This window comes from Dietzia papillomatosis NBRC 105045 (assembly GCF_001570845.1).
Taxonomy (GTDB): domain Bacteria; phylum Actinomycetota; class Actinomycetes; order Mycobacteriales; family Mycobacteriaceae; genus Dietzia; species Dietzia cinnamea.
In genome coordinates, this window is sequence record NZ_BCSL01000035.1 from 1 (window position 1) to 20310 (window position 20310).

Here is a 20310-nt window from a genome sequence, read left to right on the forward strand (position 1 = left end):
CCGGCGGTCGAGTGCGTAGAGGCGGGGTGGACCACAGGTGGGGGTGGCGTGGGTCACGGAATCACAACAACCTGTCACACGCTGTCCCACGCGTACGGTGACCTGTTTTTCTCACCTACCCTTAAGGCGATCCCACCGAACAGTCGGGAGTGCCCCTCATGGCCGATGCCATCGACCTCACCGCCCCTCGTTACCGGCAGGACCTCGTCACGGAAGTCGACGGTCCGGACGACGACCCGTTCCTCGAGGTGTCCGTCGCCGAGACCGTGGTGCTGGACGAGAACGGCGCGGACCGCGGGGTGCCGGAACTCCGGCTGCGCACCGGGGCGGACGGCATCACGCTCACCGACCGCGACCAGATCCTCCAGCTCCAGGCGATCATCAACCGGGCCGTCAACCAGTGGCGGACCTCCGCGTCGCATCTGGCCTGACGCCGCGGCGCGATCGGCCCGGCTGCACTACTCGACCCGGATCCCCGCCTCGCCGATGAGGGCGAGCCCGACGCCCAAAACCTGTTCGGGTGAGATCAGCGCGCCCCGCAGCGCCGAGGCCCCACGCAGGTCCTCGAGGTCCGCGCCGCGCATATCCGCGGCCGTGACGCTCGCCCGCTCCACGGTCGCACCGCGCAGGTCGGCCCCCTCGGTGGTGAGGTCGGCGATCTGTGCCTCGAGCAGGTCGGCCTGACGGCAGCGGGTCGCGGCGAGGCGCACCCGCTGCAGTCGCGCCATCCGCAGGTTGATCATGTCGGCGTGACAGTCCTCGAACGTCACGTCGGTCAGGCGCGCGTCGGACAGGACGATCCCGGTCAGTCGGCAGCCGACGAACCGCACCCGGGTGAGGTTGGCCCCGTCGGCGACGAGTCCGGACAGGTCGCACCCGCTGAGCGTCACGTCGGTGAGTCGGAGGCCGTCGGCGCGGGCGCCGCTGAGCCGCAGGTCGTCGAGCACGGATTCGCGGATCTCCATCCCGCCCATCGCGACGGCGCCCTCCTCTGGGCCGGGTACGTGCTCGGCGCCGGCCAGGACTCCGTCCCACAGGCCGTCGGGCTCCACGTCCGCAAGGGGCGGGCCGAGCTGGTCGCGCCGGGGGAGCGCGGGGGCGGCAGGGGGACGGGGAGAGCTCGAGCGACGACGCAACGGTGGGGCCACGGGCGTCAGCCTAGGCCGCGCCGTCCGCGCCGTCCGCGCCGTCCGCGGCGGCCGTAGCGGCTGCAGCGCCGGCCGGGCCTCCCGGGTCGCGGGCGACAGGAGTAGGCTCGACCCGGCGATAGACAGATCGGTCTATCTGCAGTGATTGAGAGGTGAGGCCATGAGTCTGCGCGAGGCGTTCGCTTTCCCCGAGGTCGTCAACGACTATGCCGCCCGCTGCACCGCCGCCCTCGTGGTGACCCTCGCGGTGGTCACGATCGTCGTGCCGTCGCCCGCCCGGATCTGGCTCGCCGGGGCGTTGGTAGTCGGCTTCGCGCTGCGGGTGGCGGGCGGCCCGCGGTACTCGCCGTTCGGCCGGCTCTCCGTGCACGTGCTCGCCCCGCGGGTCAGTGCGGAACCCAAGCTGGTCTCCGGCGCGCCCAAGCGGTTCGCCCAGACCATCGGCCTGGTGATGTCGTCGGTCGCGTTCGGGCTGTTCCTCGGCGGACTGACCACGGCGGGGATCACGGTGCTCGGCGTGCTGGTGCTGGCCGCCCTCGCGGAGGCGGCGCTCGGCTTCTGCCTGGGCTGCTGGATGTACGGGCGGCTCCAGCGTGTCGGCCTCATCCCGGACGACGCGTGCGTGGACTGCGCTGACATCTGGGCCCGGCCCGGGATGACCGCCCGGAGCTGAGGCGCCGCGGCGGCACGCGATCGTGTCCTCGCCGCGACCGGCCCGCCGCCGCCCCGCGTTAGTGTGGGCCCATGAGCACTCCCGCTGACGGCACCGCCTCCGACCGCCCCGACGACCGGTCCGGCGACCGCGACTTCGAGAAGCGCTACGACACGTGGGCCCAGCAGGAGGGGGTCCGCGGGTACCCGGGCTCCGACGTCGGCGACACGCAGTACGGCGCAGGCCAGTACGGTGATCCGCAGTACGGCGCGGGGCAGTTCGATCCGGCGCAGTACGGCGCGCAGCCGGGCTACGGGACCCAGCCGTACGCGCAGCCCTATGTCCAGCCCTATGACATGCAGCAGTACGGGATGCCGCAGTACGGCCAGCCCGGTCAGCCCTACGCCCAGCAGTACGGTGCGATGCAGCCCTACGGCCAGTACCCGCCGGCCGCCCGTAAGGACCCGGCGCTGATGCTCGTGGCCTCGCTGCTCATCCCCGGGCTGGGCACGATGCTCAACGGTCGGGTCGGCAGGGGCGTCGGAATCCTGGCGGGTTACGGCGTGGGCGTGCTGCTCTCGGTGGTCCTCATCGGGCTGCCGATCATGTTCGGGTTCTGGGTGTGGGGGATGGTCGACGCCTATCAGGGGGCGAAGGATCACAACGCCCGCCACGGTCTGCCCTGATCGCGGGCCGGCCGCCGCGGGTCCTCGCCGTCGTCATCCCACCCGCGTGCTCCGCGCCGTTCCGTAACCTGGTCGCATGACAGCGACCGAGATCCCCACCACCGACGCGCCTCGCCCCTCGGGCCTGGACCTGCGGTACGTCGACACGGACGTTCGGCCACAGGACGACCTGTACCAACACGTCAACGGCACGTGGATCCGTGACCACGTGATCCCCGCGGACCGGCCGATCGACGGCGCGTTCCTCGCGCTGCGCGACCTGTCCGAGGAGCGGGTACGCGACATCATCACCGACGCCCCGGTCGACTCCCGGATCGGCGCGTTCTACGCCTCGTTCATGGACACCGATGCGGTGGAGGCGGCGGGCGTCGAGGCGCTGGCACCCGACCTGGCCGAGGTCGACGGCGCCGGAGACGCGGACTCCCTCGCGCTGGCGATGGCGCGGCTCGAGAAGGTCGGCGTCGGCGGGCTCATCGGCGCCTACGTCAACAACGACGCCAAGAACTCCACCGAGTACATCCTCTACCTGGTGCAGTACGGCATCGGACTGCCCGACGAGTCCTTCTATCGTGAGGACCAGTACGCGCAGATCCGCGAGCAGTATACGGAGCACATCGCGCGGATGCTCGAGTTGGCCGAGCTCGCGGACGCCACCGCGGCCCGCGAGAGCGCCGAGCGGATCCTGGCGCTGGAGACGCGCATCGCCGCCGCGCACTGGGACGTCGTGGCCCGTCGCGACGCGGACAAGACCTACAACCCCGTGACCTGGGACGAGCTGCCGACGCTGGCCCCCGGCTTCCCCTGGCACGACTGGGCCCGCGAGCTCGGCGGCACCGAGGAGACCTTCGGTCGGCTCGTCGCCATGCAGCCCGACTTCCTCACCGCGGTGGCCGGGCTCTGGGCCGGTGAGCCGCTCGAGACGTGGAAGGAGTGGCTGCGCTGGCGGATCGTCTCCTCCCGCGCGCCGTACCTGCCCACGGCGCTGGTCGAGGAGAACTTCCGTTTCTACGGCACCGTCATGTCCGGGACCGAGGAGATCAAGGCCCGCTGGAAGCGTGGCGTCGGCGCGGTCGAGGCCGCCCTCGGCGAGGAGGTCGGCAAGGAGTACGTGGCCCGCCACTTCCCGCCCGGCCACAAGGCGCACATGCAGGAACTGGTCGCGAACCTCACCGCCGCGTACCGCTACTCGATCAGCAGGCTGCCGTGGATGACCCCGGCCACCCGCGAGCGCGCGCTCGACAAGCTCGAGGCGTTCGTGCCGAAGATCGGCTACCCCGACAAGTGGCGGGACTACTCGGCGCTCGAGGTCCGCGCCGACGACCTCCTGGGCAACGTCCGCCGCTCCGCTCAGTTCGAGCACGAGTACGAGCTCGGCAAGCTGGGCGGGCCCGTCGACCGCGATGAGTGGCACATGACGCCGCAGACCGTCAACGCCTACTACAACCCGGTCATGAACGAGATCGTCTTCCCGGCCGCGATCCTGCAGCCGCCGTTCTTCGACGCCGACGCCGACGACGCCGCCAACTACGGGGCGATCGGCGCGGTCATCGGCCACGAGATCGGCCACGGCTTCGACGACCAGGGATCGAAGTACGACGGCGACGGCAACCTGGTCGACTGGTGGACCGATGACGACCGCGAGGCGTTCGGGACCCGCGTGGAGGCGCTGATCGCCCAGTACGAGGGCCTCACCCCGGACGGCCTGGACCCTGCCAAGGACCACGTGAACGGGGCCTTCACGGTGGGGGAGAACATCGGCGACCTGGGCGGCCTGACGATCGCGCTGCTGGCCTACCGGTTGGCGCAGAGTTCGGACGGCGAGCCGGCGCAGGGGCCGGACGTGGGGCCGGAGATCGACGGGATGACCGGGATCCAGCGGCTGATCACGTCGTGGGCGATCGTGTGGCGGACCAAGACCCGAGCCGAGGAGGCCGCCCGGCGGCTCGCCGTGGACCCGCACTCGCCGCCGGAGTTCCGCTGCAACCAGGTGGTGCGTAACCTCGACGACTTCCATGAGGCCTTCGGCGTGACCGATGCGGACGGGCTGTGGCTGGCACCTGAGGAGCGGGTGAGCATCTGGTAAGCCCTCTCGGGGGCGATCCCGCTCCGTTCTGCCAGGGGACGCGTACGGTGAGAGTCGTCACCTGATCTTGGCGCTGGTCACAGCGCGGGACGCGGCGACCGTTGCGCCCGCCTCGGCCGTGAGGAGGAACGGGGTACCGATGTCAGACACTCTCGTGCCGCCCGGGCGGGCGGTCACCGCTGCGGACGCTCCCGCCATCCGGCGGTCGTTCGGACTCTCCTGGCAGGAGATGTTCACCACGACCGATCACAAGAAGATCGGCCTGATGTACATCACCACCTGCCTGGTCTTCTTCTCGATCGGCGGCCTCATGGCGCTGCTCATCCGGGCGGAGCTGTTCTTCCCGGGCATGCAGTTCCTGTCGAACGAGCAGTACAACCAGCTGTTCACCATGCACGGCACCGTGATGCTGTTGTTCTACGGCACGCCGATCGTCGTGGGGTTCGCCAACTACGTCATGCCGCTGCAGATCGGTTCTCCGGACGTGGCGTTCCCGCGCCTCAACGCCACGGGGTTCTGGCTGTTCGCGCTGGGCGGCGTCGTCCTGCTCACCGGCTTCATCACTCCCGGTGGCGCGGCATCGTTCGGTTGGACGATGTACATGCCGCTCGCGGACAAGATCCACTCCCCGGGCGTGGGCGCGGATCTGTGGATCCTCGGGGTGGCGATCGGTGGCATCGGCACGATCCTCGGCGCCGTCAACTTCGTCACCACCATCATCTGCCTACGCGCGCCCGGCATGACGATGTTCCGGATGCCGATTTTCACGTGGAATATCCTCGTCACGTCGGTGCTGATCCTGCTCATCTTCCCGCTGCTGACCGCGGCTGCGATGGGCGTGTTCTACGACCGCACGTTCGGCGGCCGGATCTACGCCCCGGCTAACGGCGGGGCGATCCTGTGGCAGCACCTGTTCTGGTTCTTCGGTCACCCCGAGGTGTACGTCCTCGCGCTGCCGTTCTTCGGGATCATCACCGAGATCCTCCCGGTGTTCTCCCGGAAGCCGCTGTTCGGCTACGCCGGCCTGGTCTTCGCGACCCTGGCCATCGCCGCGCTGTCCATGAGCGTGTGGGCGCACCACATGTTCGCCACCGGCGCGGTGCTGCTGCCGTTCTTCTCGTTCATGACGTTCCTCATCGCCGTGCCCACGGGTGTGAAGTACTTCAACTGGATCGGCACCATGTGGCGCGGGAAGATCACCTTCGAGACGCCGATGCTCTTCGCCCTGGGCTTCCTGGTGTCGTTCCTGTTCGGCGGGCTGACCGGCATCATGCTCGCGGCGCCGCCGATCGACTTCCACGTCCACGACTCGTACTTCGTGGTGGCGCACTTCCACTACGTCCTGTTCGGCACCGTCGTGTTCGCCACCTTCGCGGGGATCTACTTCTGGTTCCCCAAGATGACCGGCCGCATGCTGGACGAGCGGCTGGGCAAGTGGCACTTCTGGCTGACGTTCATCGGCTTCCACACCACGTTTCTGGTCCAGCACTGGTTGGGTAACCAGGGTTTCCCCCGCCGGTACGCCGACTACCTGGATTCGGACGGATTCACCGTCCTCAACCAGATCTCGTCCGTCGGCTCGTTCCTCCTGGGCATCGCGATGGTGCCGTTCATCTGGAACATCATCTCCAGTTGGCGCTACGGCGAGATCGTCACTGTCGACGATCCGTGGGGTGCGGGCAACTCCCTGGAGTGGGCCACCTCGTCCCCGCCGCCGCGCCACAACTTCGCGAGCCTGCCGCGCATTCGCTCCGAGCGCCCCGCGTTCGAGCTGCACTACCCGCACATGAGCGATCGGATGCGCGAGGAGGCGCATGTCGGCGGCAGCCGCAATGCGGAGGACCCGAACGCACCCAAGGACGTGCCGGAGCGGGGACCGTCTCCGCAGGACAGGTAAGACGCCCCGGCGCCACGTGATTGGCCCGCCCGCCACGTGACCCGCCGGGGCGCCCGGGTCGTCGCATAGGGTCACGTTCCATGACGATCCGGGTCGTGGAGTGGTCGACGGGGTACCTCGGGCGGATGGCGGTCGAGGGGATCGATGCCCGGCCCGAGCTCAAGCTGGTGGGCGTGTTCGTCTCCGACCCGGCCAAGGTCGGACAGGACGCGGGCCGCCTGGCCGGGCTGGGCCGCGACCTGGGCGTCGCCGCCACCGATGACGCCGCCGCGCTGCTCGCCCTGGAGCCCGACGCCGTCGTCTACACCGCGGAGACCGAGACCCGGTTCATGGAGGCCATCGAGGACTTCCACCGGTTCCTGCGCGCGGGGATCGACGTCATCGCCTCCGGGCCGGTGCTGCTGCAGTTCCCGCACGGCACCATCCCGGAGGACATGATCACCGCGCTGGACGCCGCCGGGCGCGAGGGCGGCGCGACACTGCACGTCAACGGCATCGATCCCGGCTTCGCCAACGACGTGCTGCCGCTGGTCATGACGAGCCTCTCCCGGCGGATCGACCACATCCGGGTGGGCGAGATCGCCGACTACTCCGTCTACCACCAGGGCGAGACCATGCGTCGGCTCTTCGGCTTCGGGCAGCCGATGGACACCCTGCCGCCGCTGCTGCGGCCCGGGATGCTCGCCGCCGGCTGGGGGTCGGTGGTCCGGCAGCTCGCCGCAGCGCTCGACGTCACCCTCGACGAGCCGCTGGTCGAGCGGCACGAGCGTCTGCCCGCCGACCGGGACCTGTCGCTCCTCGCGTGCGAGGTGCCCGAGGGGACGCAGGCGGCGCTGCGGTTCGAGGTGGTCGGACAGGTCGACGGCGAGGACCGCATCGTGCTGGAACACGTCACCCGCACGGCCCACGATCAGGCCCCCGACTGGCCGCGGCCCGATCACGGCGACGGCTGCTACCGCGTCGAGATCTCCGGCGACCCGGCGATGCGGATCGAGTTCGGTCACCACGCCGAACACGGCGACCACAACGAGTCCGGCATGCGGGTCACCGCGATGCGGCTGGTCAATTCCGTCGAGGCGGTCGTCGCCGCGGAGCCGGGCCTCGTCTACGCCAAGGACCTGCCGATGATCACGGGCCGTGGCTTAATGAGCAGATGACGCTCCTGCGCGCTGTCGCGGTGGCGGCCCTCGTCGTCGTCGCCACCGCCCCGGCCACCTCCACGGCCGCACCCTCCTCCACGGCCGCGCCCACCTCCACGGCCGCGCCCACCTCCACGGCCGCACCCACCGCCGCCGGCGTCCCGTGGCGCTGGTGGGACGGCGCCGTTCACCAGCTCACGCACGGCCTCGCCGACCCGCCGGGTCTCAATCGCGACGACTGCCGACCGACCGCCGAGCGGCCCGAGCCGGTGATCCTGGTCCACGGCACCGGGCTCAACGGCGGCAACTCGTGGGCGACCGTCGGCGCGGCGCTGGCCGCGGAGGGGTTCTGCGTGTGGGCGCCGACCGTCGGGGCGCTGCCCGGACTGGGCGCCGCCGGCGGCCTGGACTCGCTCACCGGGGCGTCCGCACCGCAGCTCGCCGCGGAGATCGACCGGGTGCGCGCGCTCACCGGCGCCGCCGAGGTCGACCTGGTCGGGCACTCGCAGGGAGCGATCATCGCCTCGTTCGTCGCCGCCACCGCGCGGGCCGACTCGGTGCGGACAGTCGTCACACTGGGCGCCGATCCCGCGCGGTCGGGCGAGGGACCGCCGGAGTTCGTCACCGACCTGCTCGGCGTGCTTTCCGCCGAGACCGCCGAACGTGACGCGGAGGCGACCCTGGCCTGGCTGGGTGACGAGGGGGTGCCGTTCGCGCGCGGTGTGCGCTACGTCGCTGTGTCGTCCGATTACGACGAGCTCACCGGTCCGGTGGTCGCGCCGCAGGTGCCGGACTTCGTCGACCTGCGGGTGGCCCGACTGCAGGACGGGTGCGAGGCCGACCGATCAGGGCATCTCACCGTCCTGGCCTCTCCGCGCGCGGTGGATCTGGTGGTCGATGCGCTGGGTGGGCCGCTACGCAGTGGGCACGGAGGGCCGGGCGACGGCGCGGACCTCGACGTGCCCCCGCCCCGATGCGTGCTCGCGGACCAGCTCGTGGGCGTGCTCGCGCCCGTCCCGCCCCGCTGATCAGGCCCGCCCCCGCAGCCGCTCCCCGGCATGGCGTCTCGCGCGCTCCGCGGGGTGGGCGAGACGCCATGGCGAGGGGCGGCTGCCGTCGCGGCGTACCGGGGCACCTGCGAGACGCCATGGAGAGGGGCGGCTGTGGCCCGGGCGAGCTGGCGCTCAGTCGATGCGGTCGCCGGTCTCGACGTCGAACGCGTCGACCTCGGCGTCAATGTGGCGCACCCGGATCGTCTCGCCGACGCTCGTGCCGTGGCCGCGGTCGAGCCGGATGGCGATGCGCTCGCCGTCGGCCGTGTGCCCGTAAGCGAACGCCTCGGCACCCAGCTCCTCCACCAGATCGACCGTCAGCTCCAGCCCGGGTTCGCCGGCGCCGACCAGCCGCAGGGCCTCGGGGCGAGCGCCCAGGATGATGCGGTCGCGGCCGCCGAGGGAGGCGGGGACGGCGATCTCGGCGTCGCCGATGCGTGCCCGGCCGTCGGTGACCGGGACCTCGATGAGGTTCATGGCGGGCGTGCCGATGAAGCCGGCGACGAACGCGTTGACGGGCCGGTCGTACAGTTCTCGGGGCGAGGCGACCTGCTGCAGGATGCCCTTGTCGAGCACGGCCACGCGGGTCCCCATGGTCATGGCCTCGACCTGGTCGTGCGTGACGTACACGGTGGTCACGCCGAGCCGACGCTGCAGCCCGGCGATCTCCCCGCGGGTCGACACGCGCAGTTTGGCGTCGAGGTTGGACAGGGGTTCGTCCATGCAGAAGACCTTGGGGCGGCGCACGATCGCCCGGCCCATGGCCACGCGCTGCCGCTGGCCGCCCGACAGCTGGGACGGCTTGCGGTCGAGCAGGTCCTCGAGCTGGAGGATCCGGGCGGCCTCCTCCACCTGCCGGCGGGTGTCGGTCTTGTTGACGCCGGCGTTGCGCAGGGCGAAGCCCATGTTCTGCGCGACGGTCATGCTGGGGTAGAGCGCGTAGTTCTGGAACACCATGGCCACGTCGCGGTCGCGGGGGGCGACGCCGGTCATGTCCCGGTCGTCGATGAGGACGCGGCCCTCGTCGATCGGCTCCAGCCCTGCGAGCATCCGCAGGCTCGTGGATTTACCGCAGCCGGACGGGCCGACGAGCACGAGGAACTCCCCGTCGGTGACCTCGAGGTCGAGGGCGTCGACGGCCGGGGCCGACTTCTTGTCGAAGCGGCGGGTCGCGTGGTCGAAGCGGACGGTGGCCATCGGGCGCGGATGCTCCTCGGGGAGAACGGACAGGGAAAGCAGCGGCAGGGAGAGAAGGGGCAGGACCGGCCGCCGGGTCGAACCGGCGGCCGGGAGGCCGGCGTCAGCCCTCGAGCTTGGGCAGGATCTGCGAGTCGATGATCTGCGCGGTCTCGTCCTGGACCTGCTGCATGGCCTGGCGGACGTCGGCGCCGCCGAGCACACGGTCGAACGCGCCGCCGATGCGCCGGCCGCCGTTGGGGACCAGCACGCGGGCGTTGTCCTGCGGGCGTGTATGGGCGAGCTGGTCGATCGCGGTGGCGGCCTGCGGGGTCTCGGCGAGGTAGTCCTTGATCTCCTGCGCCTCGCGCGCGGACTTGCGGACGGGCATGTAGCCGGTGCCCTGCGAGAACTTGGCCGTCGACTGGGTGTTGGTGAGGAAGTCGATGAACTTCATGGCGTTGAGCTTGCGCTCGTCCGAGATCCCGGCCGGGATCGCGACGCCGGCGCCGCCGGTGGGGCAGGAGTTCTTCTCCGCCGCGCCGGGCAGGAAGGCGGTGCCGAACTCGAACGCGGCGTTGGTCTTGGCCGAGGCCAGTGAGCCGGTCGAGGCCAGGGCGCAGGCGGCCAGGCCCGAGCCGAACTCGACGATCGAGTCGGCGGAGACCACCAGGAAACCGTCGTCGTTGAGCTGCTTGACGTACTCGACACCGCGGATCGTGTTGTCCTCGGTGAAAGTCGGGGTCCACTCGCGCGAGAAGGCGCCGTCGAAGTCCCAGATGATGTTCTGGCCGGTCCAGTCGATGTAGTTGGAGCCGTCGTACATGGCGATCGCGTGCTTGCCCTCGCCGATCGCGTCCTGGATGCGCGGCGCCCACTCGGCGAACTCGGTCCAGTTCTCGGGCCCACGGTCGGGCAGTCCGGCCGCCTGCCAGACCTCCTTGTTGTAGTAGAACAGCGGCGTGGACCGGGCGAAGGGCACGCCGTAGTTCTCGCCCTCGAGGACGTAGTCGCCCAGCAGGGCGTCGACGAAGTCGCCGGTGTCCACGCCGGCCTCGCTGAACAGCCCGCCGAGAGGGGCGATCTGGTCGTTGAGCGCGAAGTTGAACCAGGTCACGTCGGAGACCACAACGACGTCGGGCAGCTCGCCGCCGGTCAGGGCCGCGTTGAACTTCTGGGCGACCTCCTCGTAGTTCTTGCCGCCGTCGACGAGGTTGACCTTGAGATCGGGGTTCTCGGACTCGAACGCGGCGATGATCTCCTGCTCGAGCTCCTTGGAGCTGCCCGGGTGGTTGGACCAGAAGGTGATGGTGCCGCTGTCGCCGCCGCCGGAGCCCGCGGCACCGCCGTTGCCGGAGTCGGAGTCGGACCCCGTCCCGGCGCACGCGGAGAGGGTGGTGGCTGCGGTGGCGGCGCCGATCACGCCGAGGAAGCCGCGGCGGTTGAGGAGAGTCATGTCTGTGGGTCCTTTCGGGTTGTACTGCCGGCCGTGTGCGGGTCGCGGCGGGTTCGGGGAGGGGTGTCGGCGGGTCAGCCCTTCACCGCGCCGGAGGTGAGGCCCTTGATCATGTGGCGCTGCAGGATCAGGAAGACGATGAGGATCGGGGTGATGGTGAGGACGGTGGCGGCCATGACCATCGGCCAGTCGGTGAACCCTCCGTCGGTGTTGACCAGCCGCGCGAGCCCGACCTGCAGGGGCGCGACGGTGTCGTCGGAGGCGATGAGGAACGGCCAGAGGTACTCGTTCCACTCGTTGACCACGGTGATCAGGGCGAACGCGACCAGCGTCGGCCAGCTCATGGGGAGGACCACACGGAACAGGAGCTTGAGGTGCCCGCAGCCGTCCATCCGCGCCGCCTCGATGATCTCGAACGGCAGCGTGAGGAAGTGGTTGCGCATGAGGAAGGTGCCGAAGGCGACACCGGCCAGCGGGATGATGATGCCCTGGAAGGTGTTGATCCAGCCGAGCTGCGCGATGAACGCGTAGTTGGAGATGACGGTGATCTGGTTGGGCACCATCAGCGCCGCGAGGACCAGCATGAACAGCAGCCCGCGGCCGGGGAACCGGAGGAACACGAACGCGTACGCGCTGATGACGCCGAGGGTGATCTTGACCGCCGCCAGGACGCCGGTGATGACGAGCGAGTTGGTGAAGTACTGCAGGAACGGCACGTCGGCCAGGACCTGCGGGTACGAGTCGGTGGTGATGGGGTCCGGCCACCACACGGGCGGCTGGATGTACACCTGGTTGTCCGGCTTGAGCGAGGTGATGACCACCCAGTACAGCGGCAGCCCGATGATCAGCAGGACGAGGACCATCACCGCGTAGCCGGCGACCTTGGCAGTCCGGGAGCCACCCTGGATCGTGTTCATCGCATGTTCCTGTCCATGACGCGGACCTGCAGGACGGTGATGACCAGGAGGATGAGGAACATGATGGTCGCGACGGTGGCACCGTAGCCGGCGCGGAAGTTCTGGAAAGTCTCCTGATAGACCTGGAACACCATGGTCGTGGTGGCGTTGCCCTGGGGGCCGCCGCGGGTCATCACGTAGATGATGTCGAACACCTGCAGGGAGTTGAGCATGACGGTGATCGACAGGAAGAACGTCGTGGGACGGAGCATCGGCAGGGTGACCCGTCGGAAGGTGGTCCAGCGGCTGGCGCCGTCGATCTCGGCGGCCTCGTAGAGTTCGGCCGGCTTGGCCTGCAGCGCGGCGAGGTAGATGACGAACGAGTACCCGAGGTTCTTCCAGATGTAGGTGATGGTGATCATCGCCAGGGCCCAGTCGGGGTCCTGGTAGAAGTCCGGCACGGGCAGTCCGACCATGGTGAGCAGCGCGGAGACCATGCCGAACCGGGGGTCGAAGATGAACTGGAAGGCCACACCGATCGCCGCGCCCGCGATGACGAACGGCGCGAACACCGCCGACCGGACGAGTCCTCGGCCGACGAGTCGCTGGTCCAGCAGCAGCGCCAACGCCAGTCCGAGGACCATGGAGCCGACCACCGCGGAGATGGTGAACACGCCGGTGTTGCGCAGGATGAGCCAGCTGTCGTCGCGCCCGAACCACTCGACGTAGTTGTCGAACCCGATGAACGTGGAGGTGGGTGACGAGATGTTCCAGTGGAAGAAGCTCAGTCGGACGTTGTCGAGCAGCGGGCGGTAGGTGAACACACCCAGCAGCGCGAGGTTGGGCAGAACCAGCGCGAGGAACAGCGCCTTCTCCCGGAACGCCCCACCGCCCGGCAGCGCCCCACCCGCGCGGAGACGGCGGCGGGCCCGGCCGCGGCCGTCGTCGCGGTCATCGGGTGCGGCCGCCGGGTTCTCGGCGACCGGGGAGGTCGGTGTCTGCACGGTGGGAAGCCTCGTCGTCGATGGTGAACGGACTTTGTCCAGACGATAGACCAGCGGTGACCTGGCGAGGTCGAAACGGTACAAGTGTTGAAAAATGGGGTGGCCCAGCGGATTCCCGGGCAGCTGCGGCCGCCGCGGGATCGGCCGGGGTCAGTAGTTCCAGTCGCCCTGACCGTCGAAGGCGCCGAAGGGCCGGCCGGGGCCGTTCTTGACGATGAACGGGTCGCCGTTGCGGGTGGTGTCGTAGTACCAGCGGGCGTCCTCGGGGCTGACGTTGATGCACCCGTGGGAGACGTTGCGGACACCCTGATCGGCGACCGACCAGGGGGCTGAGTGGATGTAGATGCCGTCGTAGCTGAGCCGGACGGCGTCGTTGACGATCGAGTTGTAGCCGCCCTCCTCGATCCGTAGCCCGAACGTCTCGGAGTTCATGCGGACCTGCCGCCCGCGCTGGCCGGTGTAGTAGATGCCGTTGTAGGTGTCCCAGCCCGGGCGGCCGGCGGAGGCGCGCATGGTGCGGACGTGCTGGCCGTTGCGGGTGACGGTGACGAGCTTGGTGCGGTCGTCGAACTCGGCGATCACGGCGTCGCCGGTGCGGAAGGACTGCTGACGCTTGCCGCCGGCCCACACGGTGACGGAGGTGTTGACGGGCCAGAACTGGTGGGGGCGCCAGCGGACCTCCCGGTCGCCCACCCAGTAGAACTTGCCCGCCACCGGCGGTTCGGTGCGGATGCCGATGGTCGCCTCGGCGCGGGCACGGTCGGTGATGGGCCGGTCGAAGAAGAACATGACCGGCTGTGCGACGCCCACGACCTCGTTGGGGGTCGGGAAAACGTTGACGTCGCCGTACTCGGGTGCCGGGCGGGCGGGGCCGATGACCGGGTAGGTGAGGACGGGCTGCGCGGGCACCCCCGGGATGGCGGGCGTCGGCAGCGGGGCGTTCTCGAGCTGGGGGACGCCGGGCGGGCTCCGCGGCATGACGGACTGGGCCTGCGCGGCGGGGGCGGCCCCGGTGGCAGCCGGGACGCCCAGGACGAGGGCGACCGCGGCGAGGATCGCGGCGGCTGCCGAGAAGCGGGGGTGTCGGGGCATGAGGGGCTCCTGGGGGACGGACGGGATTCTTCTTCGGTCTCGCTCAGACTTCTACAAGGAGATGTCGTGTGCCACAACCGAAGTGTTTCCCGGGGGTCCGTCCCGCGCCCCCGGGAGCCCCGAGGTCAGTAGTTCCAGTCGCCCTGTCCGTCGAAGGCACCGAACTGCCGGCCGGGGCCGTTCACCACGATGAACGGGTCGCCGTTGCCGGTGTTGTCGTAGTACCAGGCCGCGTCCTCGGGGCTGACGTTGATGCACCCGTGGGAGACGTTCCGGACGCCCTGGTCGGCGACCGACCACGGTGCGGAGTGGATGAAGATGCCGTCGTAGCTGAGTCGCACGCCATTCTCGACGGTCGTGTCGTAGCCGCCGGCGTCCATCGCCAGTCCCCAGGTGGAGGAGTCCATGCGTACCTGGCGGTCGCGCCAGCCGTTGTAGTAGATCCCGTTGTGGGTGGGGAAGGCGTCGCGGCCGGCGGAGGCGCGCATGGTGCGGATGACCTCGCCGTTCCGGGTGACGGTGACGAGGTGGGTGTTGTCGTCGTAGGTGGAGACGATCGCGTCGCCGGTGCGGAAGGCGTGCTCGCGTCCGCCCGCCCACACGGTGACGGAGGTGTGGGCCGGCCAGAACTCGTGCGGGCGCCAGCGCAGTTCGGTGTCGCTCACCCAGTAGAACTTGCCGCCGACCGCGGGGGCGGTCCGGATCGCCACGGAGGCCTCGGCGCGGGCGCGGTCGGTGACGGGGCCGTCGAAGTGGATCATCACCGGCTGTGCCACGCCGACCGTCTCGCCCGGGGTGGGGTAGACGGAGGCGACGCCGACCTCGGCGGCGGCGCGCGCCTGTGCGGGGACGGGGATCGTGAGGACTCCCACGCCGGGTACCGGGGGCGTGGGGACCGGGGCGGATTCGGAGCCGAACGCGCCGACCGATCCGGTGGATCCGGTGTAGCCGGCGAGTGACTGCGCGGAGGCGGCGGGGGAGAGGCCGACGACGACGAGGCCTGCCGTGGCCAGAAGCGGGGCGATGATCCGGGGTCGGCGCGACATCGGTCTCCTCGGTGCGGCGCCGCGATGAGGCGGCGGGGCGGGGTGACGCGGGCGCACGGGCGGGCCGGAGCGGTTAGTCCCATGCGCCACATCAGTAACAGGAGCAACAATACCCTCGCCTCGTCCCGCCTGTACATCCCGTGGGGCGCAGGGCATCCCGGGGCGCCGCGGACCCGCGGGCGCGACTCGCGGACCCACGACGCGCAACCGTCCCAACGTTCGTTGGTAACGGGGATCGAAGAAGCGCTGGTAGGCACGCCGCGGGTCGTTATTGACCGTAAGTCAGCGACAGAACGCCTGCTCATGGGGTTGATGTGGTCTCGGATGCAACATATGGTCGACGCAGTCACCGCCTGAGGGGTCGGTGGCGAGAGTGAAGTGGTTGCTGAGGGGCTGCGACTTCACACTTCAAAAGGGGCCGGTCGTGAGACCGGGGCACCTGGGGGGTGCCACCCGCAGCCTTGCAAGGCAGCGAGGAAGGCCGGATCGTGCTCGATCCGCCGGATAGAGGAACGGCGTCGGATGCTGAGGGGCTCCGGCGCCGTTCCCGTCTGTGCCGATAGGGATCCGCAGGCGGTGTCGCCGGCTGTCAGGCGAGTATGCGCTGCGCCACCCGGTGGAGTCCGCTCAGCGCTGACGCCTCGGCGTCGGGCGACCGCGGGGTCTCCGGCTTGAGCAGGGTGATGTGCCACAGCTCGTCGCCCGCCACCAGGATGGTGTGCACCTCGACTCCGCCGCCGGTCGGCGCCGCCACGCAGTCGATGTAGACCGTGGCCAGGTCCGGTCGGACGGGCGCGGGAGCCCCGGGGGCCGCCGGCGCCGCGTCCTGGATCGCCGCGGCGTCGCTCCCGCGCACCTCGGAGCAGGCGTAGCGCACCCCGAGGAGCGTGGCCTGCTCGGCGAGGGCCGCCTCCGCCCCGGCGCGCGGCGTGACGACGCCGGCGGCGAACGTGTCGGGGACGATCCCGGGGTCGAACGCCGGCGCGGTCGGCGAGGTGGTCACCGCCGCGGACGTGGTCTGCTCGGCCCCGGCCCCGGCCCCGGCCCCGGCCCCGGCCCCGGTCTCATCCTCGGCCTCGGTCGTCTCCGTGTCCTCCGTGGCGGTGACGGTGGTCTCGACCCCGTCCGCCCCGGTGACGGTGGTCTCGGTGCCGGTGGTCCCGGTTCCGGTCGCGGCGGCGGAGCGCTCGGCCTCGAGTCGCTCGGGCGAGCCCGGACCGCCGTAGGTGCACAGTAGGCCGAGGTCGCCGGAGCCGGTGGGGTCGACCTCCGGCATGTCCGCGCGGGTGAGCTGGATGATCTCCTCGGTGGTCAGGTCCAGCAGTTCGCAGGCGTTGAGCCGCTCGTCGGGTGCGGGTCGGCCCTCGACCATCGCGGCCGCGATGTCGTGTCGGGGATTCGGCGTCAATCGTGGCGGGCCGGAGTCGCCCGCGTCGGGGCCGGCCGTGCACCCGGCGACCGTGGCGACGGCGGTGATCGCCGTGAGGGCGCTGAATCCGCGAGCGAGACGACGACCGCGCGCCGGTCGGGGTCGCTGGGATCGCATGATCCGATCCTACGGTGCGGCCCGCCGTACGGTCCCCCGACGTCCGCCGTTCATCGCGCGTGCGCCGTCCGCTCACCTGGCCCGCCGACACTGCGGGAGTGGAGTCGATATCCGGTGCCGTCCCCGAGGGCGATCGTCGCCAAGGCCCTCCCCTGGACCCGCCCCCGGCGTCGCTTCCGGGGCCCGCGCTCGGGTACCAGCGCTCGAGCCTGCCCGCCCACGGCTGCGCGCCCGAAGGCTGGCGGGAGGCCGTCGCCACCGCGGGGCTCGGTGAGGGCGTCGCCGTGTTCGACGCGCTGGCCGACGATCTGATGTCGCTGTCCGCCCACCGTCGGTCGGGACTGCGCATCACCCCGACCGATCGGGGCCCGTCGGTGGACGTGGTCGTCCTGGACGGGCCCATGCGGGGACCCTGCCGACTCGTCGACCGGATCGACGAGTCGCTGCGGCAGGGCCTCGTCGTCGGCACCCTCGAGGGCAACACCGCGGTGGCCGAGCACCGCTGCCACCTCGACCTCCACCCCGCCACCTCCGCGGTCACCGCCACCGTCCGCACGGTGTGGCGACCCCGGACGTTCTACGTGCTTCCGGGCGCCACCGCGCGCGAGGCGCGCGCCTACGACCGCATGGCCGACCGGCTGCTCCGCGCGCTCGGTGCGCCCCGCCCGGGCGGGGCGTGACCCCGCGCGGCGCGACCCCGCACCGCCCCGCGCGGCGCCCGCCTCAGCCCGTGGCGTCCGGGGACGTCACCGAGTCGGCGACCGCCTCGAACGCCTCGCGGATGCGGTGCTCGAGCAGCGACCCGGACTCGTCCGTCCGCCACCGCTCCACGGCGACCCGCAGGATCGCGATCGACGCCGCGGCCACGGTCGCCGCTTCGACGGAGTCCGGCGCCCGACCCTCGCGGCGCGCCACCAGCTGTGCGAGCTCCTTCTCCGTGATCGCGAGGATCTCGTGGACCTGCGTCCGGACCCCCGGCTCGCGCCGCCACATGTCGTGGAACCGGTCGAACGCCCCGCTGCGTCGCCGCGCGTTGGACACCTGGTGCCACATGAGGCGGGCCAGCGCGGTCATGGTGGACACGCTGCGGTCGGAGAGGAACTCCTGCACGGCCTCGCGCCCGGCCGGGGGAGTGTCCGGGATGCACGCGGCGGCCTTGGAGGGGAAGTAGTTGAAGAACGTCCGCCTCGAGACGTTCGCGGCTCTGGCGATCTCGTCGACGGTCACCGCGTCGAGCCCGCGCTCGATCACCAGGTCGACGGCCGCGGCGGAGATCGCCGACCGGAGCTCGCGCCGCCGGTCCTCGGTGCGGTCGGCGCCGGAGGCTGTGCGCGCGGATCCACCCATGGCCCACCTCCCGTTCGTGCGACCGGTCTGCTGCCGCCGACTCTACTGACCGGCCGGGCCTCTATCCTGGCCGTATGCGCAAACCCGCGGGTATGGTCCTCGACGCAGTCGCCCTGGGCACGGCCTCCGTGCTCCTGCTCGGTGTGCTTGCCGGGTGCAGTGGTTCCTCGGAGCCGGCCGCGGAGATGGGCACCATCCGGACCGCCCCGCCCGAGACGGTCGAGCCGGAACTGCCTCCGGTCGAACCGGTCTCGGAGGCCGACTGCCCGTACCTGTCCGCCGACGAGGTCTCGGCGGCGGCCGGTGTGCCCGCCGCGGACGTCCGGATCGACGAGGGCGTGGACCCCGCGGCCTGCTTCTTCTACGACGCCGACGGTGCCGTGCATCTGACGACCACCGTGTACGAGGTGGCGTCGCCCGAGCGCGCGGCGGAACTCGTCGCGGAGTCGGCGCCTCCGGGTGAGTCCGAGCCGCTGGAGGTCGGGGGCGGATGGAGCGGCGGCCTCACGGTCGGGCCGGCCGGGGCGCTGGCCGTCCTGTCCGGCGACGACCGCGTCCTCGCCGTGCAGTCGACCGGCGAGGAGCCCGACACGGTGCGGAGCGTCGTCGAGCTCATCGGGCCGCGGCTCGAGAACTGAGGCTCGGCGGGACGCGGGGCGCGAGGCGCGCGGTAGGAGGCGCGGGGCGCGGGGCGCCGGGCTCAGGCGGTCTCGGTGATCATCCCCAGGATGAGTTCGGCCATGCTGCGGGCGGTCATGGCCGTGGTCCGGACCTCGCCGAGCATCGCGGCGGTGACCGAGCCGTCGTGTAGCAACGCCAGCCGGTCGGCGAGGTCGGCGATGTTGTCCGGGTCCTCCAGTCCCATCGCGGCGAGCTCGTCCCGCAGGGTCTGGGCCACCCACGTCCGCTGATCGGCCACGGCCGCGCGGATCGCCCGCTCGCCGTCGGTCGCGGGGCTCGGGAACTCGATCGCGGCCGCGAGGTGGCAGGACCCGGGCATCGCCGGTTCCACCTGCTCGCGCACGATGTCGAACAGTGCGAGGATGCGTCCCCGGGCGTCCGGGGCGAGGTCGGCGCGGCGGCGCCACAGCTCGCGGTCTCGCTCGGCGACCGACCGCAGATACGCCACGACGAGCTCGTCCTTGGACCCGTAGGTGTTGTAGAGACTGGCCTTGGCGACCCCGGCCTCGCGCAGGATCCGGTCGATACCCACCGCCCGGATCCCGTCGGTCGAGAACAGACGGGTCGCCGTCGCCAGGAGCCGCTCCCGCGGTCCGGGCTTGGTCGACCGTGTTCTCGTCACGGGTAACAGACTATCGGCAGTGATAGCCGATACCACCTCGGCCGGGCGGGCGTCGGTCAGTCTCCCGGCCCGCGGCTGTGCTGCGACGTGTCCGGGTCGGGGGTCGGCGTGCCGTCCGGCGCGTCGGGCACGTCGGGGGCGTCGGCCGTCCGCCCGGTGAGGAACTCACCGGCCTTCTGCTGGACGCTGTCGGTCCGCGCGGCGTGCTTGCCGCCGGTGCGCTGGTCGAACGCGTCTCCGGCCTTGTCGAGGGCGGCCTCCACCTTGTCGGGATTTCCTCGCGCGAAGTCCCGGGCCTTGTCGAACAGTCCCATCTGGTGCTCCTTTCGGTGCTGGCGTGAAGAGTGTGGTGTGAAGAGTGCGGTGTTCAGAGTGTGGCGATGGACGCTGACGGCCCGGCCCCGTGTGGGAGCCGGGCCGTCCAATCGATCGTGCGAAGGGGTGTCAGACCTTGGTGCGGCCGCGTCCGCGCACAGCGGAGACGACCCAGATCAGGAGGCAGGCGCCGATGATCGCTGCGACGAAGCCCCAGATCGAGAAGGCCTCGGGCATTCCTCCGCCCTCGGAGACGAGCGAGACGATGAGGCCTACGACGAAAGCACCGACGATGCCGGCGAGAACGTTGGCGACGAATCCCATCTGAGCGTTCTTGCCCATGATCATCGACGCGATCCAACCTGCGAGGCCACCGACGACGATCCAGGAGATGATGCTCCAAAGCATTGTGGTTGTCCTTTCCCGAGAGATGTTCCCGGCCCGGGACGGGCCGCTCACTCAGGAGAACACG

At 70.8% G+C, this 20310-nt stretch carries 21 protein-coding genes; 9 read left to right on the top strand and 12 right to left on the bottom strand.

Going from position 1 to position 20310, the window contains the following annotated elements; genetic code table 11:
• Positions 1-158: 158 nt before the first annotated feature.
• Complete coding sequence (locus DPA01S_RS12215) at positions 159-431, top strand: hypothetical protein (RefSeq protein WP_061229222.1); 273 nt, start codon at positions 159-161, stop codon at positions 429-431.
• A 27-nt stretch (positions 432-458) separates the two neighbouring features.
• On the opposite strand, the gene DPA01S_RS12220 is transcribed toward DPA01S_RS12215, so the two are convergent.
• On the bottom strand, positions 459-1148 hold the full coding sequence (locus DPA01S_RS12220; protein WP_061229223.1) for a pentapeptide repeat-containing protein: 690 nt from the start codon (positions 1146-1148) through the stop codon (positions 459-461).
• 160 nt (positions 1149-1308) lie between these two features.
• Here DPA01S_RS12220 and DPA01S_RS12225 point away from each other — a divergent pair, with 160 nt between their 5' ends.
• From DPA01S_RS12225 to DPA01S_RS12250, 6 genes are all read left to right on the top strand, one after another.
• Positions 1309-1821 (top strand): DUF4395 domain-containing protein, encoded by a 513-nt coding sequence (locus DPA01S_RS12225; protein ID WP_061229224.1) that lies wholly within the window; start codon positions 1309-1311, stop codon positions 1819-1821.
• 71 nt (positions 1822-1892) lie between these two features.
• Positions 1893-2486, top strand: coding sequence for a hypothetical protein (locus tag DPA01S_RS12230; protein WP_061916578.1), 594 nt, complete (start codon positions 1893-1895; stop codon positions 2484-2486).
• Positions 2487-2562: 76 nt separating this feature from the next.
• Complete coding sequence (locus DPA01S_RS12235) at positions 2563-4569, top strand: M13 family metallopeptidase (protein WP_061916582.1); 2007 nt, start codon at positions 2563-2565, stop codon at positions 4567-4569.
• A 229-nt stretch (positions 4570-4798) separates the two neighbouring features.
• Positions 4799-6466: an aa3-type cytochrome oxidase subunit I gene (ctaD, locus tag DPA01S_RS12240; RefSeq protein ID WP_061916626.1), complete on the top strand. Its 1668-nt coding sequence runs from the start codon at positions 4799-4801 to the stop codon at positions 6464-6466.
• A gap of 80 nt (positions 6467-6546) precedes the next feature.
• Positions 6547-7623 carry an NAD(P)H-dependent amine dehydrogenase family protein gene (locus DPA01S_RS12245; protein ID WP_061916585.1) on the top strand — a complete coding sequence of 359 codons (1077 nt, stop codon included), beginning with the start codon at positions 6547-6549 and terminating at the stop codon, positions 7621-7623.
• A complete protein-coding gene (locus DPA01S_RS12250; protein WP_061916588.1) occupies positions 7620-8633 on the top strand; it encodes an alpha/beta fold hydrolase in 1014 nt (337 codons plus the stop codon). The genes DPA01S_RS12245 and DPA01S_RS12250 overlap by 4 nt, the downstream gene beginning before the upstream one ends.
• Positions 8634-8789: 156 nt before the next feature.
• Here DPA01S_RS12250 and DPA01S_RS12255 read toward each other — a convergent pair whose 3' ends face one another.
• The 7 genes from DPA01S_RS12255 to DPA01S_RS12285 all read right to left on the bottom strand — a co-directional run bounded on the left by DPA01S_RS12255 (position 8790) and on the right by DPA01S_RS12285 (position 16873).
• Positions 8790-9854, bottom strand: coding sequence for an ABC transporter ATP-binding protein (locus DPA01S_RS12255; RefSeq protein WP_061916591.1), 1065 nt, complete (start codon positions 9852-9854; stop codon positions 8790-8792).
• Positions 9855-9957: 103 nt separating this feature from the next.
• Positions 9958-11289 (bottom strand): ABC transporter substrate-binding protein, encoded by a 1332-nt coding sequence (locus DPA01S_RS12260; RefSeq protein WP_061229231.1) that lies wholly within the window; start codon positions 11287-11289, stop codon positions 9958-9960.
• Between the two features lie 74 nt (positions 11290-11363).
• Entirely contained in the window at positions 11364-12206 is an 843-nt protein-coding gene (locus DPA01S_RS12265) for a carbohydrate ABC transporter permease (RefSeq protein WP_061229232.1), read from the bottom strand.
• A complete protein-coding gene (locus tag DPA01S_RS12270; RefSeq protein WP_061229252.1) occupies positions 12203-13084 on the bottom strand; it encodes a carbohydrate ABC transporter permease in 882 nt (293 codons plus the stop codon). The genes DPA01S_RS12265 and DPA01S_RS12270 overlap by 4 nt, the downstream gene beginning before the upstream one ends.
• 255 nt (positions 13085-13339) lie before the next feature.
• On the bottom strand, positions 13340-14281 hold the full coding sequence (locus DPA01S_RS12275) for a L,D-transpeptidase (protein WP_061916594.1): 942 nt from the start codon (positions 14279-14281) through the stop codon (positions 13340-13342).
• A 125-nt stretch (positions 14282-14406) separates the two neighbouring features.
• Entirely contained in the window at positions 14407-15327 is a 921-nt protein-coding gene (locus DPA01S_RS12280; RefSeq protein WP_061916597.1) for a L,D-transpeptidase, read from the bottom strand.
• 589 nt (positions 15328-15916) lie between these two features.
• On the bottom strand, positions 15917-16873 hold the full coding sequence (locus DPA01S_RS12285) for a hypothetical protein (RefSeq protein WP_061916600.1): 957 nt from the start codon (positions 16871-16873) through the stop codon (positions 15917-15919).
• 98 nt (positions 16874-16971) lie between these two features.
• Here DPA01S_RS12285 and DPA01S_RS12290 point away from each other — a divergent pair, with 98 nt between their 5' ends.
• Entirely contained in the window at positions 16972-17553 is a 582-nt protein-coding gene (locus DPA01S_RS12290) for a DUF1990 family protein (RefSeq protein WP_061229236.1), read from the top strand.
• A 43-nt stretch (positions 17554-17596) separates the two neighbouring features.
• Here DPA01S_RS12290 and DPA01S_RS12295 read toward each other — a convergent pair whose 3' ends face one another.
• Complete coding sequence (locus DPA01S_RS12295) at positions 17597-18220, bottom strand: TetR family transcriptional regulator (RefSeq protein ID WP_061229237.1); 624 nt, start codon at positions 18218-18220, stop codon at positions 17597-17599.
• 74 nt (positions 18221-18294) lie between these two features.
• On the opposite strand from DPA01S_RS12295, the gene DPA01S_RS12300 reads away from it, so the two are divergent.
• Positions 18295-18858 carry a DUF2020 domain-containing protein gene (locus DPA01S_RS12300; protein ID WP_061229238.1) on the top strand — a complete coding sequence of 188 codons (564 nt, stop codon included), beginning with the start codon at positions 18295-18297 and terminating at the stop codon, positions 18856-18858.
• A gap of 62 nt (positions 18859-18920) precedes the next feature.
• Here DPA01S_RS12300 and DPA01S_RS12305 read toward each other — a convergent pair whose 3' ends face one another.
• The 3 genes from DPA01S_RS12305 to DPA01S_RS12315 form a co-directional block, all read right to left on the bottom strand.
• The gene (locus DPA01S_RS12305; protein ID WP_061229239.1) at positions 18921-19523 is read right to left on the bottom strand and encodes a TetR/AcrR family transcriptional regulator; all 603 of its coding nucleotides are present in this window, start codon (positions 19521-19523) and stop codon (positions 18921-18923) included.
• 56 nt (positions 19524-19579) lie between these two features.
• Positions 19580-19837: an antitoxin gene (locus DPA01S_RS12310; RefSeq protein ID WP_061229240.1), complete on the bottom strand. Its 258-nt coding sequence runs from the start codon at positions 19835-19837 to the stop codon at positions 19580-19582.
• Between the two features lie 130 nt (positions 19838-19967).
• Complete coding sequence (locus tag DPA01S_RS12315) at positions 19968-20246, bottom strand: GlsB/YeaQ/YmgE family stress response membrane protein (protein WP_061229241.1); 279 nt, start codon at positions 20244-20246, stop codon at positions 19968-19970.
• Between the last annotated feature and the right edge of the window lie 64 nt (positions 20247-20310).

What these genes read in the sequence shown, in the direction of transcription:
- DPA01S_RS12215 (WP_061229222.1), top strand. Translation starts at nt 159, where the DNA reads ATGGCCGATGCCATCGACCTCACCGCCCCTCGTTACCGGCAGGACCTC.
- DPA01S_RS12225 (WP_061229224.1), top strand. Translation starts at nt 1,309, where the DNA reads ATGAGTCTGCGCGAGGCGTTCGCTTTCCCCGAGGTCGTCAACGACTAT.
- DPA01S_RS12230 (WP_061916578.1), top strand. Translation starts at nt 1,893, where the DNA reads ATGAGCACTCCCGCTGACGGCACCGCCTCCGACCGCCCCGACGACCGG.
- DPA01S_RS12235 (WP_061916582.1), top strand. Translation starts at nt 2,563, where the DNA reads ATGACAGCGACCGAGATCCCCACCACCGACGCGCCTCGCCCCTCGGGC.
- ctaD (WP_061916626.1), top strand. Translation starts at nt 4,799, where the DNA reads ATGTTCACCACGACCGATCACAAGAAGATCGGCCTGATGTACATCACC.
- DPA01S_RS12245 (WP_061916585.1), top strand. Translation starts at nt 6,547, where the DNA reads ATGACGATCCGGGTCGTGGAGTGGTCGACGGGGTACCTCGGGCGGATG.
- DPA01S_RS12250 (WP_061916588.1), top strand. Translation starts at nt 7,620, where the DNA reads ATGACGCTCCTGCGCGCTGTCGCGGTGGCGGCCCTCGTCGTCGTCGCC.
- DPA01S_RS12255 (WP_061916591.1), bottom strand. Translation starts at nt 9,854, where the DNA reads ATGGCCACCGTCCGCTTCGACCACGCGACCCGCCGCTTCGACAAGAAG.
- DPA01S_RS12260 (WP_061229231.1), bottom strand. Translation starts at nt 11,289, where the DNA reads ATGACTCTCCTCAACCGCCGCGGCTTCCTCGGCGTGATCGGCGCCGCC.
- DPA01S_RS12265 (WP_061229232.1), bottom strand. Translation starts at nt 12,206, where the DNA reads ATGAACACGATCCAGGGTGGCTCCCGGACTGCCAAGGTCGCCGGCTAC.
- DPA01S_RS12275 (WP_061916594.1), bottom strand. Translation starts at nt 14,281, where the DNA reads ATGCCCCGACACCCCCGCTTCTCGGCAGCCGCCGCGATCCTCGCCGCG.
- DPA01S_RS12280 (WP_061916597.1), bottom strand. Translation starts at nt 15,327, where the DNA reads ATGTCGCGCCGACCCCGGATCATCGCCCCGCTTCTGGCCACGGCAGGC.
- DPA01S_RS12285 (WP_061916600.1), bottom strand. Translation starts at nt 16,873, where the DNA reads ATGCGATCCCAGCGACCCCGACCGGCGCGCGGTCGTCGTCTCGCTCGC.
- DPA01S_RS12295 (WP_061229237.1), bottom strand. Translation starts at nt 18,220, where the DNA reads ATGGGTGGATCCGCGCGCACAGCCTCCGGCGCCGACCGCACCGAGGAC.
- DPA01S_RS12300 (WP_061229238.1), top strand. Translation starts at nt 18,295, where the DNA reads ATGCGCAAACCCGCGGGTATGGTCCTCGACGCAGTCGCCCTGGGCACG.
- DPA01S_RS12310 (WP_061229240.1), bottom strand. Translation starts at nt 19,837, where the DNA reads ATGGGACTGTTCGACAAGGCCCGGGACTTCGCGCGAGGAAATCCCGAC.
- DPA01S_RS12315 (WP_061229241.1), bottom strand. Translation starts at nt 20,246, where the DNA reads ATGCTTTGGAGCATCATCTCCTGGATCGTCGTCGGTGGCCTCGCAGGT.